At 37.6% G+C, this 18,507-nt stretch carries 11 protein-coding genes and 1 tRNA gene; 1 reads left to right on the top strand and 11 read right to left on the bottom strand.

The genetic code is table 11. The annotated features are described in order from the left end of the window. Positions 1 to 200 precede the first annotated feature (200 nt). From ACTBZY_RS18355 to map, 11 genes are all read right to left on the bottom strand, one after another. Positions 201 to 273: transfer RNA gene (locus tag ACTBZY_RS18355), tRNA-Lys, on the bottom strand. Positions 274 to 752: 479 nt separating this feature from the next. Then, a complete protein-coding gene (locus ACTBZY_RS18350) occupies positions 753 to 2,048 on the bottom strand; it encodes a Gfo/Idh/MocA family protein (RefSeq protein WP_463047817.1) in 1,296 nt (431 codons plus the stop codon). A gap of 484 nt (positions 2,049 to 2,532) precedes the next feature. Next, complete coding sequence (gdhA, locus tag ACTBZY_RS18345; RefSeq protein WP_463047816.1) at positions 2,533 to 3,879, bottom strand: NADP-specific glutamate dehydrogenase; 1,347 nt, start codon at positions 3,877 to 3,879, stop codon at positions 2,533 to 2,535. A gap of 208 nt (positions 3,880 to 4,087) precedes the next feature. Next, a complete protein-coding gene (locus ACTBZY_RS18340) occupies positions 4,088 to 5,497 on the bottom strand; it encodes an arylsulfatase (RefSeq protein WP_463047815.1) in 1,410 nt (469 codons plus the stop codon). An 88-nt stretch (positions 5,498 to 5,585) separates the two neighbouring features. Next, positions 5,586 to 7,085 (bottom strand): RagB/SusD family nutrient uptake outer membrane protein, encoded by a 1,500-nt coding sequence (locus ACTBZY_RS18335; protein WP_463047814.1) that lies wholly within the window; start codon positions 7,083 to 7,085, stop codon positions 5,586 to 5,588. Between the two features lie 12 nt (positions 7,086 to 7,097). Beyond that, positions 7,098 to 7,229, bottom strand: a complete 132-nt coding sequence (locus ACTBZY_RS18330) for a hypothetical protein (RefSeq protein ID WP_463047813.1) — start codon at positions 7,227 to 7,229, stop codon at positions 7,098 to 7,100. A gap of 93 nt (positions 7,230 to 7,322) precedes the next feature. After that, positions 7,323 to 10,115: a SusC/RagA family TonB-linked outer membrane protein gene (locus ACTBZY_RS18325; RefSeq protein ID WP_463047812.1), complete on the bottom strand. Its 2,793-nt coding sequence runs from the start codon at positions 10,113 to 10,115 to the stop codon at positions 7,323 to 7,325. A 252-nt stretch (positions 10,116 to 10,367) separates the two neighbouring features. Further along, positions 10,368 to 14,339, bottom strand: a complete 3,972-nt coding sequence (locus ACTBZY_RS18320) for a hybrid sensor histidine kinase/response regulator transcription factor (RefSeq protein ID WP_463047811.1) — start codon at positions 14,337 to 14,339, stop codon at positions 10,368 to 10,370. 86 nt (positions 14,340 to 14,425) lie between these two features. Next, positions 14,426 to 15,862, bottom strand: a complete 1,437-nt coding sequence (locus tag ACTBZY_RS18315; RefSeq protein ID WP_463047810.1) for an arylsulfatase — start codon at positions 15,860 to 15,862, stop codon at positions 14,426 to 14,428. Between the two features lie 201 nt (positions 15,863 to 16,063). Then, the gene (locus ACTBZY_RS18310) at positions 16,064 to 16,414 is read right to left on the bottom strand and encodes an ArsC family reductase (protein WP_463047809.1); all 351 of its coding nucleotides are present in this window, start codon (positions 16,412 to 16,414) and stop codon (positions 16,064 to 16,066) included. A gap of 11 nt (positions 16,415 to 16,425) precedes the next feature. Next, positions 16,426 to 17,190, bottom strand: coding sequence for a type I methionyl aminopeptidase (map, locus tag ACTBZY_RS18305; RefSeq protein ID WP_463047808.1), 765 nt, complete (start codon positions 17,188 to 17,190; stop codon positions 16,426 to 16,428). A 139-nt stretch (positions 17,191 to 17,329) separates the two neighbouring features. Between map and ACTBZY_RS18300 the strand changes: the two genes are divergently transcribed. Continuing rightward, positions 17,330 to 18,507, top strand: a 1,178-nt coding sequence (locus ACTBZY_RS18300) for a thioredoxin family protein (RefSeq protein ID WP_463047807.1), incomplete at its 3' end; no start/stop codon positions are given.

Genomic DNA, 18,507 nt, shown 5'->3' with positions numbered 1-18,507 from the left:
GATTGAAATTATCGACTAACAATTCGGGCAACAATAGCTTTACTAGTTCTTCCAATTTTATAGATGTTAAATTTCTCCAAAATTCAGAATTTAACAGCTATCCCCCAACTTTTGTTCTTGGTCCCTCATAAAATCAATGTAGTGCTTTTCAGAATGAGATATCCATATAACAAAAAAAGCCACCAAATCGGTGGCTTTTGTGATCCCGCTGGGGCTCGAACCCAGGACCCATACATTAAAAGTGTATTGCTCTACCAGCTGAGCTACGGAATCAAATTTCCCTTCAAATTTTCAGAACATTTAAACCTGCGTTCCGATTGGGAGTGCAAAAGTAGAGTAAACTTTTTGAAATAAAAAGATACCTGCGTAATTATGGATAAATCTGCTCTTTAATATTTTCAGTTATAATACCCCAACACGAAGACTCTGGCTAGAAAATCAAGTCAAATCTTGGGGTTAGGCAATTAAGCAAAAAGGAGAAAATACTAACTTAAAATACTCAATATAAGCCAGAAACAAATCCACTCAGTTATAAATTGAAAGCTTGTAAAAACAAGGTCATGGTACTGTATAGTGATTCGACCATTGATAAAGTGCTTATAAAATTAATTACTATTGAAGCCCAAATTTGTTCCCACTAATTGAAAAAACTGCTCCTAAATTCTTGTAATATGAATCAATAAGCCTGAATTAAGAAACTCAGAAGTCCTGATAAATCTCAAGACTTCTGACTTTTCTAGCTCCAAAAGAACTTAAATTATAATCCCATGCTCTGCTCCCATCTCTCTTCCTAAAAAGCCATTGGCCACAGCATTATTTTTAAACTTCTCTTGTTTTGGATTCCATTCCAGTTCAGTACCAAGTTCATAAGCTATATTTCCAATATTACACATAGAGGAAGTTCTGTGGCCTATCTCAACATCACATATTGGCAGCTCTCTAGTTCTCATAGAGTTGATAAAATCTATATAATGATTTTCAGGATTCTTGAGACGTATATCCGTAGATTTAATGGCTACCTTTTTCAAACTATCAGGCTCTTCTAGGTTCTTTCTTCTCACATCCAATATCCCTTCAGAACCTATAAAACGAATACCATTATTCTTTCCAAAATCTTTATGGGTAACCGTAATCCCATCTTTATAAGTGTACTTTAATCCCCGAATATCTCCAAACATGTTCTTAGATAGTGGAGCAGAAACTTTCACTGGACCAGAATGATCCATACCTAAAGACCACTGCACAATATCAAACATATGTGCACCCCAATCTGTAATATAACCACCGCCAAAAGGCTTATACTCTCTCCATAATGCCCAAAAATCATTTTCTAAGGTAGGTGCCAATAATTCATTATAATGCGTTTGCTCCACATTTGGCCCAAGCCATAAATCCCAGTTTAGGTGATTTGGTAAGGGCTGTGCCATAAAGTCAATGTCTTTGGGTGGGTTACCCACATTCACAAAAATCTCTTTTATCTCACCCAAATAACCATTTCTAATCAGCTCGGCCGTTCTTAAAAATTCTGGCGAAGAACGCTGCATGCTTCCCGTTTGTAAAATCCTATTATTTTTTCTTACCGCTTTCACCATGGCTCGTCCTTCCTTAACGGTCAGGGCTAAAGGTTTTTCGCAATAAATATCTTTACCAGCCTCCGCAGCTTTAACGGTCATGGCAGCATGCCAATGATCTGGTGTAACCACCACCACACTGTCAATAGATTTATCTTCTATTATTTGTCTGTAGTCTTCATAGGCTTTGAAAGAAGCGTCTAAGCTGTCTTTCACAGTTAGTTTCTTAAGATTACGGGTAAACCTTTCCAATTTTAATCGGTGAGGGTCTGCTGCCGCTACAATATTCACCTGACCTGTCTCATAAAAGCGACTCTGAAGTCCATTACTCTGTTTACCACAACCAATAAAAGCTATATTGATTTTATCGCTGGGAGCCAAAAAGCCCTTTCCTAGGACATGTCTTGGAAGAATAAAGAAACTAGAAGCTACGGCAGATGATTTTAGAAAATCACGGCGATTAAGATTTTTTTTCATTTGGGTTGTATAAGTTTAAGCGAATTTATCAATTGAAAACTTAATTCTCAAATATAACCCTACCCAAAGTACCTCGCTCATGAATATAGGCCATAGGATGCGTTTATAAACAGCTGTCTTAATCCTTTAGCTTGAAATACTACTCCTATTCCGGTAATTTTTATACTTCTGAGAAACTCCGTGGCTTAATAACCGTGTAAGAGCTTATAGTTAGGCTTAAAACCTTAGACAAGCTGAGGTTCATAAAAAACGGGAGTGTAAACTCACTTAAATTCAATAAGCACAACAGATTGCCGTGCTTACCGAATTTAAACCCGCTTTATGCATTAGGCAACCACCCGATTTTATCGGGACCGTAGCTAAATTGCTTCTAATCCATACGTAAACCCATTTTAACTCAATCACCATAGCCCTTCGACGCTAGCTCAGGTTAAATGCCGTTTACTTTTAAACGTTCTTGGTCACTTTAAATATATGCCTTCGGTTAAACCACTCCTTGCTCCAGCATGGCATCGGCCACTTTCACAAATCCTGCAATATTTGCACCTTTAACATAGTCAATATAACCATTTTCTTCTTGGCCATATTTTATACATGATTCATGAATATCGTTAATAATTTCTCTTAATTTGTTATCCACTTCTTCTCTTTTCCAATTATAACGCAAGGCATTTTGAGACATTTCTAAGCCTGATACGGCCACCCCGCCAGCATTGGAAGCTTTGCCAGGGCCATACAATATCTTTTCCTTAAGGAATACAGCAACAGCACCAGGTGTACTAGGCATATTGGCTCCTTCGCTCACGCAAATACACCCATTATTTACTAAATTCTTAGCATCCGTTTCGTTCAATTCATTTTCTGTGGCACTAGGAAGTGCGATGTCCCCTTTTATATTCCATGGTCGAGTGCCTTTGTAAAACTTTGCCTTAGGATATTGAACAACATACTCCTCTATCCGGCCACGCTTTACATTTTTCAAGTCCATAATAAAGTCTAATTTTTCTTCAGATATTCCTTCTTCATCATATATCGTTCCAGAAGAATCAGACATGGTCAGCACTTTCCCACCTAAATCTGTCGCTTTTTCAGCGGTATATTGAGCTACGTTCCCAGAACCTGAAATCAGAACAGTCTTACCTGCGAAACTATCATTTCGTGTATTGAGCATGCATCTGGTAAAATAAACATTTCCATAACCCGTGGCTTCTGGCCTAATTAATGACCCCCCATAAGAAATTCCTTTACCCGTTAATACACCTGTAAATTCATTTCTCAATTTTTTGTACATACCATACATGTATCCAATTTCTCTTCCGCCTACACCCATATCTCCCGCAGGAATATCTGTATTAGCACCTAAATGTCTGAACAGCTCAGACATAAAGGCTTGACAAAATCTCATAATTTCGTTATCAGATTTCCCTTTAGGGTCAAAATTAGAACCTCCTTTACCTCCACCCATGGGCAGTGTTGTAAGCGAGTTTTTCAATACTTGCTCAAAACCCAAAAACTTTAAAACACTAAGGTTGACGGTTGGATGAAAACGCAACCCACCCTTATACGGACCAATAGCAGAATTCATTTCTACTCTAAAGCCTCTGTTTACTTGTATCTCTCCTTTATCATCAAGCCATGGTACTCTAAAAATAATAGTACGCTCGGGCTCTACCATTCGTTCTAGTATCTTCTTGCCACTATATTTAGGATTCTCCTCAACAAATGGAATAATAACTTCTGCAACTTCTTGTACAGCTTGTAAAAATTCTGGTTCATTGGAGTTACGGGCCTCCACATATTCCATAAAAGCCGCAATTTTAGTTTCTGACATACTGTCGAATGATTATAGGTTATTTTAGTTTTGATTGAAAAACCGAAGGTAAAAGTAAAGAAAATAAGGTCTACACAAAATATCCTTCCTTTCTCTAAAACTTTATAAAAATGAACAAGTCAATCCAATTTATTTCAATAAAAAATCTCACCAACTTTCATCAGTGAGACTTAATGCTTTCAAAGAATGTTATCAGAAGTAAGACTTACTACTTATTCTTTACAATTTTAGTGAGTTCATAATTCGGGTCATCGGTTCTTGCTATAAGAATCAATTCCTGAAGCTCCTTTAATTTTTTAGGATTTATTTTAGAAAGATCCTTTTCTTCACCGATGTCGTTAGAAAGGTTATACAATTCATCTTCTTTCTGGTACTGACGCACCAATTTCCAATCGCCCTTTCTTAAAGCTTGTCTTGGACCTGCTCCTTCATTAAACTCCCAATACAGATATTCGTGGGTTTTCTGTTTCTCGCCCTTCAAGGCATTCAAATATGATATACCATCTAAGTTCTTTTTAGTAGGCATAATACCAGCCACTTCGCAGGCTGTGCTTAAAAAGTCCCAAAATCCCGATTGATGATTGGAAGTTGTACCTGGAGCTATTTTCCCGGGCCATACTGCCGTAAAAGGAACATGGATTCCTCCTTCGTACACATCTCTTTTTCTGCCTTTAAAAGCTCCATTGCTGTTAAAGAACCCATTGTCGTATTCATGCCCATTATCGCTGGTGAAAATCACTATTGTGTTTTCATCTAAGCCATGTTGTTTTAGTTTCTCTCTGATTTTACCAATATCCCTATCCATTCTACTCACCATACCGGCATAGGCTATATTTCCTTCCTCATCATTATAGTAATGCCCTTTATTCATAGGCCTTTTTTCCCAACCCAAATTTTCATACTGCTTTTTGGAGTCTTCTGGAACCGTTAACTCATAATGCGGAGTGGTGAAAGCCACATACATAAAAAACGGCTCAGCAGTTGCGGCTCTTTCATCCAAATAACCTAAAGCTTCTTGCACGACCAAATCATGAGAATATTGGCCAAATGTTTCCTCTGGAATATTCCCGTCTAAAAGTACTTTTTCTGTATTTCTCCAAAGGTGCTTTGGGTAGTAGTGATGAGCTTCACCATGTCTTCTGTATCCATAGAAATAATCAAAGCCCTGAGCATTGGCTTGACCACTTACACCGTATTCGTCCATGCCCCATTTACCTAATATGGCCGTATGATACCCCGCTCTTTTGAGCTCTTCTGCTACGGTAATATCATCTTCTTTTAAAACCACGTCTGCTCCAGAAGTGGTCCAATTAGGATTTCCCCTCACCGTGGTATGTCCCGTGTGTGTACCCGTAAGTAAACAAGACCTAGACGGCCCACAAACCGGAGAACCAGAATAATGATTGGTTAGAACCACCCCTTCTTGTGCCATTTGGTCCAATGCAGGTGTTTTTATTTTTGTTTGGCCATTGAAACCTACATCGCCATAGCCCAAGTCATCTGCCATAATGAAGACAATGTTCGGATTTTTAGAAGTATCAGAAGTGCTATTAAAAGGTGTTTTACAAGCCCAAAACACTCCTAGCACTAGGACTAAAACAGTTATTTTTCTCCACATATTTGTAATATTTATTTATGAAAAACAATAAAGGTCAACCACAAAGCGGCTGACCTTTAATCTTACTCAATCTTTAGCCATATAAAATTTATCTATAACCATTGTTCGTTGGATCTGACTCCAATAAAGCTGGGTTTAAATCAATTTCTTCTTGGGGAATTGGCAACTTCACCATATAATCTTTGATGTTTTTTGGCCCTTGAAATAAACCATAATCAGCACTTTTAACGGTCTCTAGCAAAATGCCCCACCTTATTAAGTCATAACGCCTCTCTGCTTCACCTGCCAGTTCCCATTTAAGCTCGTTTTGAATAGCTTTTCTAATGTCACTTTGACCAGTTGCTGCTACAGGGCTATCAACACCATAACCGCGAAGTCTAATTCTGTTTGTATACGTTAGAGCTTCCGCTGTATTACCTAATTCGTTAGCTGCTTCAGCGGCCATCAAATACACCTGAGATAGTCTCATCGTAACCCACCATTCCCCATGATTTCCTCTAGGAGAATTCACAAAATCAAAATTACATCTTTTCGTGAAGTACGTGAATGTTAGGTCATATCCTAAATATTTATCCAATAGGTTATGAGCTCGTCTAGGGTCTTCTTTAGGATATTTCTTCACTAAATCAGTTAAAGGAACTGCCAAGCCATAACCATTAAATTCTTCTCCTAAATCTGTCAATTTCCCTGCGAACTCATTTCTTAAAGCCGCATTTTTAGGCTCATCTCTAAGTCTTGGGTTAAAGCTATCTGTAATTACCTGAGCATTCCCTGGTACATCTTTAGTAAAGTCAAAACCAAAAATTGCTTCTTTATTAAATTGGTTGTCAATTGCAAAAACCTCACCGTAGCTTGCCATTAAAGTATGTGGCGAATTGTCAATGATGTCTTTACTAGCCGTTAGTGCACTAGACCAATCCTGCTCCCATAAATGATACCTTGCTCTTAAAAACTTAGCCGCCCATTTTGTAGCTCTACCAATGTCTGCCCCTTGATTATCTGATGGCAAAAGCCCTTCGGCTCTTTTCAAATCCGCTATCATGGCTGTTCTAATATCATCTTTGTTAGATCTTCCTAAAACAGCTACCTCATCTAATGGCATATCACTGACAAAGAAAGGCACATCTCCCCATAGGGCAGTCAAATGATAATAAGCCATAGCTCTTAAAAATAGAGCCTCGCCTACAACCTTATTTTGAACAGCCACAGAAAGTTTTTCGTTGCCTTCTACATTAACTATAACAGAGTTTGCATCACCAATAACACCATATAAGTCTCTCCAGATAGAGTAAGCATTACCATAATTTGTTTCTGTTAGGTTATAATCCATAATAGCACCTAATCCGCCGAAAATTCTACTTGGCATGGCCTCGTCAGAACCAAAAATGGTAAAGGCCGTCAATCCTTGCCAGCCGCCATAAAGATTTTCTGCTCTCATTCCTAAGTAGATGCCATTTGCAGCTTGGATGGCTTCCTGATCAGAGTTATAAAAGTTATTTGGAGATATTATCCCCCTTACGTTTTCTTCTAGGAAGTTTGAGCATGAGCTCAAGAAAACAACCGTTAATAATAATATTATCTTTCTCATTTATCTTATTCTTTAAAAGTCTGCTTTTAAACCAATTGTGAACGTTTTAGCATTAGGATATTGGTTTCTTATAATCCCTCTCACGGTAGAGTTTGTACCAAATCTGGTTGCTTCTGGGTCGTAACCTCTGAATTTAGAAATCAAGAAAAGGTTACTTCCTACACCATAAACATTTAAGCTTTTTATGGCATTACTTTTAAGCGGTATATTATACCCTACTTTTAAGCTTTTTAATCTTTAATGCGAACCGTCTTCTAACATGGCAGAATTGGAAACAACATCAGAAACACTGGCGATACCACCAGCTTTAGGAATATCAGATGTTGGGTTTTCTGGACTCCATCTGTCTATGGCTTCGGCATAAATGTTAGCTTCACTTAAACCAAATAAGCTAGCTTGGTTTGCCTCATGATAGATGTCGTTACCGAAGGTTCCTTGGAAGAAAACATCCAAACTAAAGTTTTTATAAGAAAAACTGTTATTAATACCTCCGAAGAACTTAGGCTCTGGATTTCCCATCATGATGTGGTCGTCGTTGTTTATTTTACCATCACCGTTTTCGTCCTTATATCTTGGACCACCTATTACTTGACGAACACCTAGGTTTCCATCAGCATTTATTTCTTCCTGTGACTTATAAGTTCCTAAATACTGAACTCCCGTGAAAACACCTACAGGCTGACCTACGATTAACTTAGCTCCAGGGCCTCCTTGCTCGAGAGAATAAATAATAATTTCATCAGAACCTGCAAGGTTCAATATCTTAGACCTGTTTCCAGAAACAGTCAAAGAAGACTCCCACTTAAAGTCATTAGAATTAATATTGATAGAATTCAACATAAATTCTAAGCCTTGGTTTTGAATAGAACCAATATTCTCCAGTTTCGTATCAAAACCTGTTACTTTAGGAATTTGTCTTGCCAAAAGTAAGTCCTTCGTTTTTTTGTAGTAATAATCTATTTCACCAGAAAGTCTGTTATTCAAAAATCCAAATTCCAAACCAATATCTAACTGACTCGTAGTTTCCCATTTAAGTTCTGGGTTCGCAGGTCTTCCTTTTTGGATACCTACAGCCTGGGTATCATTGAAAACCAAAACGTTATTATTCAGTACCGCTAAAGTACTGTAAGGGCTTATAGACTCTTTACCCGCTGTACCAAAACTAGTTCTAAACTTCAGGTTAGAAAAAAGATTTTGATTCTGCATAAAAGGCTCGTCAATAATTCTCCACGCAAAGGCTCCAGAAGGAAAAAAAGCATACGCATTATTAGAACCTGCATATACAGATGCTCCATCTACTCTACCTACCGCGGTGAATAAATATTTATCTTTTAAAGAATAGTTAGCTCTGGCTAACCAAGAAACCAACTGTCTAGAATCTGCCAAAGTAGATCCTACTCTATAGGTCAAAGGGTCTCCAATGCTTAAGTTGTCATAATTAATAGCATCAATAGAAATACCCTGTGTTTGAGTAAAAGTGGTTTCTCTTAAGCCTTTTTGCCAGGTAAAACCTCCCAGAAGGTTGATTCTGTTGTTTTCATTAATCTGTTTTGAATAAGAGATGGTATTTTCTTGAAGAATATCAAATTCAAAAGCATTGTCAATTTGTGCCAAACCTCCTTGCTGAGCAGCGGCTCTAGTAGGAAGCGTTCCAGGATCAAACTGATTTCTTTTGGTCCAGTTAATTTTTGGTCCTATTGTAGATCTGACAACCACATCTTTCCAAGGACTATACTCTAAATAGGCCGTTGTTAGAAGATTGGTGCCATAAGTAAAGTCTGTTATAAGAGCAATATTGGCCAAAGGATTCGCAAACGCTCCTCCTTGAACAATGTTCTGATCCCAATAAGTTACGCCATCTGGGTAATAAGTAGGGAACGAAGATAAAGCAGACCTTAAAGACCACAAATCAGTTTTATCATTTTCCGTTTGCGTAAATGAACCGTTTAATCTTACTCCAGCCTTTACTTTCTTACTTATTTTAAAGTCAAGGTTGGTTCTGAAATTGTAACGCTCTAATCCTGTTCCTTTAATGATACCTTCTTGGTTGAAATAATTGGCAGAAACGTAGTAGTTCAACTCCTTTGTATTTCCTCCAATAGAGAAATCCATGTTTGAAATTGTTCCAGTCTGAGAAATTAAATCTTGCCAATCAGAATTTCCGATTTCACTTTTATCAGCAAATGGATCTGCACTTCCGGAGTTGGCAGCAAACTCAGTACCGTATACGGCTCTATCGTAACCATTTAAGTAATCTATCTTTCTGGCCATTTGCTGTACACCCGAATAAAGGTTTACAGAAACATTAGGTTTTCCGCCGCCAAAAGACTCACCACTTTTAGTCGTAATTAATATAACACCGTTCGCTCCTCTAGTTCCATAAATAGAAATGGCAGTAGCATCTTTTAATACTTCAATAGACTGAATATCATTGGTGTTGATGTTATTAAGGTTGAAATCAGTGCCTACAATAAATCCATCAATCACATAAAGAGGTTCGTTATCTGCATTAATAGAGTTACCTCCTCTAATTCTGATAGAAGATCTAGCTCCTGGAGAACCATTGGCAGAAGTTACCAAAACACCAGAAGACCTACCTTGAAGCATTTGGTCTACTCTAGAAGCCGGCATATCTGCTAGCTGTTCTGCGTCTACCTGACTTACCGCTCCAGTTAAATCCTTTTTCTGAGTTACACCATAACCTACCACCACTACTTCTTCAAGTAAGGCTTGGTCTGTTTCAAGTTTCACATTAATGGTACTTTTAGTACCCACAATCACATTAGTGGATTTATACCCTACAAAAGAGAACACAAGCTGCTCTGCTGAACCAGCAGAAATACTAAACATTCCATCCACATCAGTCATGGTACCTTTTGTGGTTTTCAGAACAGCCACAGTAACCCCAATTAAGGGTTCGTCGTTTTCGTCAGTCACCTGACCTTTTACAACCTGCTGCCCAAAGCTGCAAACCGATGTAAAGGCAAAAAGGATGACCAAAGTGATCTTGAAAAATAGTTTTTTCATCATAAGTCCTTGTTAGTATTAGATTAATAGAATTAAATATATTTTGACAGAAGCAAAAGTACTTTCCTCAGATTACCTAGATGTCTCAATAAAGGGTCAAAAATGTTTCAACCCGCCATTAGACCCTCTCTGAGAGCATTTTAAGGCACTTTTTAAGAAATTAATAATTTGTAGATAAAAAAGAAAAAGAGCCGAAGCTCTCTTTTCTTTACTTTATTAAACATGGTAGGCCAACTTTCCTGAAACACTTTGGGTTTATTCAAATGAACCCTCATTTATATTTTTAATGTATTCTGAAGGCGTTGTTCCAAACTCCTTTTGAAAACACTTGGTGAAGTACTTTGGGTTATTAAACCCTGTTTGATACGCCACTTCTGAGATATAGAAGTTGCCGCTTTTTAATAGCTGTGCCGCTTTTTTCAATCGATACGTACGGATAAATATAGAGGGTGCCTCTCCCAATAAACTTTCCATTTTCCTATAAAAAGTAGCTCTACTCATACTACATTCTTCTGCTAAAAACTCCACACCGAGGCTTGGGTTCATCAAATTAGATTCTATATGCCCAATAACCATTTGAATAAATAACTCCTCTGGAGATTCCATCTCCCTCTCTTCTGGTTCTAGGTTAATTTTCTTGGTGAATTTGGCTTTTAAAAGTGAGCGATTTTCAATCAAGTTTTTAGCCCTCCATTTTATTAAAGTTGCACTAAAGGGCTTATCAATAAAATCATCAACGCCACTTTGAAGGCATAATAACTTCTGAGATTCCGAATTTCTACCTGTAAGAATTATAAATGGAATATGATTCCATGTCGTTTGATTTTTGACATGTCTTAATAGGGAAAGACCGTCCATCTTCGGCATGGCTAAATCGCTTATGATTAAGTCAAAACTTTTTAAACCCAGCTTTTTGAGAGCTTCCTCTCCGTTCAAAGCTCGTGTTACGTCAAAATTCACACTTAAATTTTCCTCCAGTAAATCTAGAATATCAGTTTCATCGTCTACTATTAATATAGACGGTATGGTTCCATTCTCCTTTGTATAAGTCTTTAGATCTTTTTGGGTTCTAGATTCAATCTCAATAATGGGAACACTATCTATAGAAAGCTTCATTTCATTCACCTGAAAATGTTTCTTTTCTATCGGCAGATAAAACGTAACGTCTGTGAATTCCTTTTCTTTACTTTTTATATCAATAAAACCTCTGTGCTTTTGAATCAATCTAGTCACTAATTCAAGGCCAATTCCTTTCCCTCCACCGGATTCGGAAAGATTAGTAGCTCTATAAAATCTATTAAAAAGTTTCTCAATATCGCCCTCAGGTATACCAATTCCAGTATCGCTAACGGTACATTTCAGATAAGTTCCTGGAAGCGGCGAAGTATCTGGTAAATCAGACTTTTCAAGAATAACGGTTTCGCCCGTGACGGTTACCACGCCATCTGGTGGCGTATATTTCATGGCATTGCTGAGTAAATTCAGCATCATAATTTCTATTAACTCTCCATCAAACCATGCATCTGGATACTCTTGCTCGAAAGAGTATTTTAGTTCTATGTCTCTAATAATCGCTAGAGGCTCTGAATCATGACAGATGGTTTCCAACAACGAAAAAATGTTTCCTTCACCCACCTTTAAGAGGAACTCTCCACCTTCACTCTTTCTGATGTTCATAATCTGGTCCGTAATTCTTTTTAACCTTAGAGCCTGCTCATAAAGATTATTAAGAACTGCTTGATTCACCTTTTTACCGGTCAAAGCATTCTCTAAAGGTCCTAAAATCATGGTTAGCCTGTTCTTTATCTCGTGCGACAAATCGGAGAAATGAACCATTTGTTGATCTTGAAAGGCCACTTGGGCTTTCTCTTCCTGAAGTTGTTTTTGAAGTTTAACCCATCTCTTAAATAAAAAGTAACCCAAGTATAAAAGAGAAATAAACAGCACTAAGTATAAAATGAAAGCGGCATTGGATCTCCAAAAAGGTACCTCTATTATAATATCAAAACTTGAAGGTTCGTCATTCCACTGCCCGTAGCTATTTGACGATTTCACCTCCAGCGTATAATGTCCTGGAGGAATATTTAAAAACTGGACTTTCTGATGTGCCTCTAGTGAATAACGCCATTTATTATTATCATAACCCTTAAGCCTATAGGCATATCTGTTTTTTTCAGGGATACCAAAATCTAATAATGAAAAGAGAATTTCAAAGCTATTTTCGTTTGACTTAAGTGAAATACTTTTATTTTCTAAAATGGTATTGATTAAGTTTTCTCCATCATTTTTATTCCCTTCCGTATCTATAACTTCAAATGAATTCCAATGAAACGCAGCCATTTGGCGGCCTTGTGCTGGTAAAGTTTTGATTTCATAAATACCGTTAGTATTTCCAAAATAGACCTCCCCATGCTCACCAGAAGCCACAGCACCAAAAGAAAAATCGCCAAAAAGTATCTCTTCCTCTACACCGAAGCTTTGAAACGGTATGAGCTCATTGGGGATGAATTTGGCAATACCATTATCCGTACTCACCACCAAATCTTTATTTAAGCTCTCGCCAATGGCACAAACCACATCTGACGGAAGTCCATGAAGTTTAGTATACTGCCTAAAAGAATCTGTCTCTGGCAAATATTTATATAGACCACCTTCTCTGGTTCCAATCCAAATTTGTCCTTTAGCGTCTTCTTTCAAAGCTAAAATTCTTCTAGAAATAGTCCCCTTTCTATCTATACCAGAGTATTTTTTCACCTCACCCGATATGAGATTAACTCTTGTGAGTCCGTCTCCTCTTGAACCTATCCAGACGTTCTCTGAACGGTCTTTAATCATGGCAAAGATGGTCGAGGTATGATTGCTGAGTTCGTTAACTTTTGAAAAAAGTTTATCATAAACTCCTTTTTTGTTAACGGAATATCGCTCTAATCCGTCTTTTTCACAACCCAACCACCACTCTCCAGCTTCTATTTCTAAGGCAACATTAATAGCCGTTTGGGCGGTCTGCAAAACCTTTAACTCCGTTTTTTTTCCTATTCTATTTTGTTCATAAAAGTTAGCCTCTCCTATGAAATAATAAACACCATTTTCTGACTGATAAAACCTTCTAATACTATTCGGGATATCTACTTTCTCGAACTTGCCATTTTTGGGTTCAAAGATAAAGGAGCCATCGTCTCTGGTTTTGACCCAGATTTTGTTTTGATTGTCTTTGAATAGGTAATTGACCTGATTATTGATTGGTATGTAATTACTTACATTCAATTTTATCCTTTCTACTTCAATGGAAGCCGGTCTAATTTTAACTAAACCCCTTAAAGTACCAATCCATATCACACCGAGTTTGTCAATATAAGAAGTCAAGATATTATTATCTTCAAAAATATCTGTATGTAGTTTTACTTCTTCAAAGCCTTTTCTACTTCCAAAACCAGAGCTCATATAGAAACTATGATAGGACGTAACGAGGAGTTCCTTATTTCTCCCAAAAGAAAGCGAAGTTATAAAATCATAACCCGCTTCTTTTGGATTTCCGAAATGGTATTGGTTCAGCAATTTGAGCTGATCCTTTTCCATTACGAACTCATATAAACCTTTTCCCTGACTTCCTACCCATATTTCTCCAAGCTTAGATTTTCGAATCACGCTTACGGGAAACTTGTACTTCGTTTCTTTTATGGTTTGATGCTTAAAGTCAAACAGAAAAAGTCCTTGTGAAGTACCTAACAAAAGTGTTTCAGAACTAATTTGTTCCAGATCAACAATACGACCCGTAAGCTTATCAAAGCCTTTAGAAAGGTTAATAAAACGCTCTAGACTATCTGGCGAAAAACCATCCTTAGATTCATTTCTATATTGATAAAGATAGCTGGCTGTATTACTACCTACCCAGATATCTTTATCCAATCCCCTCTTTAAAGCTCCAAAACCCTCTATCTCTCTTGAAAGCGTTTGAAAAACTTTAGTTTTTTTATTAAAAACACTAAAGCCACTTTCCATGGAAATGACAATGTTCCCATAAATATCTTCGGAAAGGCTCATTACCGTATTGGTAAAAAGAGCGTTGGTTTGATTTGGTTTTGTAGCATAATGCTTCACATCATAACCATCGTACTCATACAATCCAGAACCCGTGCCCACCCAAAGGAGACCTTCAGAATCTTGAAAAATACAGTTTACAGAACGGTTCGGAAGCCAACTTTCCTCCGAAATCCTGAGATTTTTCACATCAATTCCCTGTGCTCTCAAATGGAATAAAAGAGCAAAAAAACTAAATATGAAGCATCCAATACTTTTCAAATTGAATTTCTAATCTATTTCAAACTTTTCAGCGGCCAAATTTCACTTGGAGTTCTTGTATTATCTAGCAGTCCAAGCATTTCTTTAACAATCTCAGGATTTTGTGAGGCTACATTATTCATTTCTCCTCTATCTGCCTCTAAATCATAAAGCTCCATCTCTCCTTTATAGTCATGTCTTACGGCTTTCCACTTTCCTTTTCTTACAGCCTGGTCAGAACTTGGATTTTCGTGAAACTCCCAATAAAGATAATCGTGCTTTTTCTGAGTTCCTTTAGTTAAGGTCGGTAAAAAAGAAACGCCATCTGATTCTAAACCAGCAGTATCCTGATTTGTAATCTCCGCCAAGGTTGGCATTAAATCCCAAAAAGCCGAAACATGGGTTGAAACACTTCCTTTGTCCACTTTACCTGGCCATTTAACAATAAACGGAACCCTTATTCCTCCTTCATAAAGGTCTCTCTTCACTCCTCTAAATTCACCCCCACTTTTAAAATAACTCGGATTAGCCCCGCCTTCCTTATGGGGGCCATTGTCCGAGCTAAACATGATTATGGTGTTATCCTCTAAACCCATTTCTTTGATTTTATTCACCAACACCCCAACACAAGAATCTAGATGGCTTATTTGAGCAGCATAAGCAGAAAGCGGTGTTTCTGTAGATCTGTAAGCCCACTTGTTTCCGTCCTTATCACTTTTCCCACTAGGATTAACAAAGGCCTTATCATCTATACTTTTTGTATAATTTTCGAAAGTACCAGAATTCGGCAATACTAACTCCGCATGAGGAGTGGTATAGGCCATATATAAGAAAAATGGTTCTTTAGTGTCCTTCTCATTCAAATGCTCAATAGCCTTTTTAGTAAAAATGTCATTAGAAAATGCTCCCATTTTCCCTTCCTCATTTTCTTGAATACCGACTCTATTTCCATTTTCAAAAAGATATTCTGGAAACTGATTATGAGCATGACCTTGATTTAGAAAACCATAACTATAATCGAAGCCTTGTTTGATTGGCTCACCAGTAGTTGCGTCCATTCCTAAACCCCATTTCCCAATGATAGAAGTTTTATAGTTGGCCTGTTTTAATAACTCACCAAGCGTGAAATCTTGATCTCTCAATTCTAAACAAGCACCAAAACCCAAAGGTCCATTTTCATAATTACCTCTCACATAACTGTGCCCTATGTGCTTACCAGTCATCAATGATGCTCTAGAAGGTGCACAAACCGAACTACCCGCATAGTGGTCTGTGAATAACATTCCGTCTGCCGCCAACTTATCAATATTAGGTGTCTTTATTAATTCTTGTCCGTAACAACCCACATCCCCATAACCCAAGTCATCGGCTAGGATATAAATTATATTGGGCTGTTTAACGACCTCGGTTTCTTTGGTACAAGAGAACAGAGAGAAAAAAAGAAGAATTACTGCTAGAGATTTTATAGACATACTTATTTGGATATTTTTCTCAAATCTAATCAAGAGATGGCTGTCCTAGCAATACTCCAAAACCCTTTGAGTGATTCTGAGCAGTATTATGAATCAATATATCCCCCTAGCCAAGGCCCCATGACCTCACTGAACTACGATAAAATGCATTTTCAAAGAATTGGTACGCCCTTTAAACTTCCATTCACTTCCATAGAGAAACTAAAAAATGGCATCATAAATGTCGGGTTTGAAACCCACGGCAAGCACTTCCCCATCCTTTTCTAGCACAGGACGTTTAATAACGGAAGTCTGACTAACCATTATCTCAGCAGCCGTTTCATTACTAGCAACCGAGGCTTTCTGCTCATCGGATAGTTTTTTATAAGTGGTTCCTTTTTTATTAACCAGTACCTCTAAGGTTTCTTGCTTCAGCCATTCGTTGACCTTGTCCTCAGACAAACCATCCTTCTTAAAGTTATGGAATTCAAAGTCTATGTCGTTTTCTGTTAACCACGTTCTTGCTTTTTTTACCGTGTCGCAGTTTGGGATTCCGTAAAGTGTATATGCCATTTTATTTATGCTTAATTCCAAATTTCATTATTAGCCGTCAAAATTAACGGTTCGGCGTCTGTTACCAGAATAGTGTGCTCATGCTGTGTTACAAAACCACCCTTATCTCCTACCAAGTTCCATTCTCCATCAGATTCTACGGCAAATTTAGATGCTGTGGCTATAAAGGTTTCAATAGCCACTACCGAGTTTTTGCGAAACCGCTGCTTATTCGCTTTATCTCTATAATTTAGGATATCTTCTGGTTCTTCATGCAAACTTCTTCCTACACCATGTCCTGCCAAATTCCTTATCACCTTAAAACCTGCTTTTTTGGCCCCATTTTCCATAATAAAGCCAACATCAGAAATTTTCACTCCTCCTTTTATCTTACTTATGGCTTCAAAAAGAATCTTCTTAGAAGCATCCACTAAAGGCTGAAGGTTATTTACATCTTCTCCTAATACAAAAGAGCCACCATTATCTGACCAAAAACCATTCATCTCTGCAGAAACATCGATGTTAATTAAGTCACCATCTTTCAGAATTATCTCTTTCGATGGAGTGCCATGGGCTACCACTTCATTGACACTGATACAGGTCCACCCTGGAAACTTATAACTTTCATAAGGTGCAGACTTCGCTCCAATATTCTTCAGTAATTCTCCTCCAAATTCATCAAGCTCAAAAGTGCTCATACCAGGTTTGGCATGTGCTCTCATTTTCTTAAGTGTTTGGGCTACCGCTTCACTTACAGCCTTTATCCCTTCCAGTTCTTCGTTATTCGCTATCGACATATTCTCTTATTTTAACATCCATTTAACAACACAACGTAATCAATATAGCTGCCGTTTCCTGTTTTGTTGTTAATTTCGAGAAAAATCTTGATTCAGATAATCATAAGGCTTAAAACCATCAATATAGTATAAAAAGTAAATGAAAAATTACATTCAAAATCTTAAAGGAATTTCTATTCTCTTAGTCCTATTGGCCTTCGGATGCAAGTCCAATTCTCAGGAAACTAAAGCAACAGATTTAGCTCCAAAAGTTATTGATGAAAAGGAAATTTCATGGAAAGGAAATATTAATGAGGCACTCGCTGAAGCCAAAAGTAGAGGTGAATTACTTTTTGTGGAATGTTACTCTCCTACTTGTCCTTACTGCTTGGCCCTAGAGCCATTTTTCAAAGAGCCAGAAGTGGCGAAAAAGTATAATGCTAACTTCATCAGTTACAAACTTAATGTTACAGAAGCTGAGCAGGTAAAATTCTTGAACGAGAGAAACATTTGGCTTCCTAGCTTCCCTATGTTCCTTTATTTTGATGGAGACGGAAACCTAGTTCACCAAGCCAGTGCAGACCCAAACATTGCATCTATAAACGGAAACGCTGATGCTGCTCTTAATCCTAAAACAAGAGCTTCAAGTTACGCCAAACGTTTTGAAGATGGAGAGCGTTCTCTTGATTTCCTAGCCAATTATGCTTCTTTCAGTCGTGTAACTAAAGACACCCTTGCTGGCTTAGCCTCAGCAAACGCTCTATATGAGATTTATCCTAAAGATAAATTAGGTTCTGCTGAAAGCTGGGAATTAACCAAAAAAGCGGTTGACGATATTGATAATGGTTTTGCTAAATATTGGTTTGCCAATGTGGCCAAAGCAGCAGCTTTTGAAAAAGAAGAAGGACATGCAGATAATCAGAACAACATTCTGGGTGGAATTCTACAAAGATCTCTTTACGGACCCAAAGGTCAAAAGTATAGCACTGCCGAGCTTAAAAAAATAAGAACATACATGGCCAGCATAAACGCAGGCGAGTATGCTGACAATACGCTTTGGGAGTTTGAAACAAAAGCTCTAATAAAAGAAAACAAATTGCCTGAGGCTTTAGCGGTAGGGAACAAGATGATAGGGGCATTGAAAGGAAATGGCTCTGCATATGTATACATCACAAGAGTTTTCACAGATAATTTTCCTAATAATTCTTATATCAACTCCGCCAACACTTGGTTAGTAAGTGCATTGCCTACCATTACCCAAGATAATGTAAGAGCAGAATACTATTATGAACTGGCAAGGTTAAACCAAAAAGCCGGTGAGATAGAGAAAGCGAAATT

This window comes from Arcticibacterium sp. (genome assembly GCF_055134445.1).
This window is presented reverse-complemented; position numbering and strand designations above follow the sequence as displayed.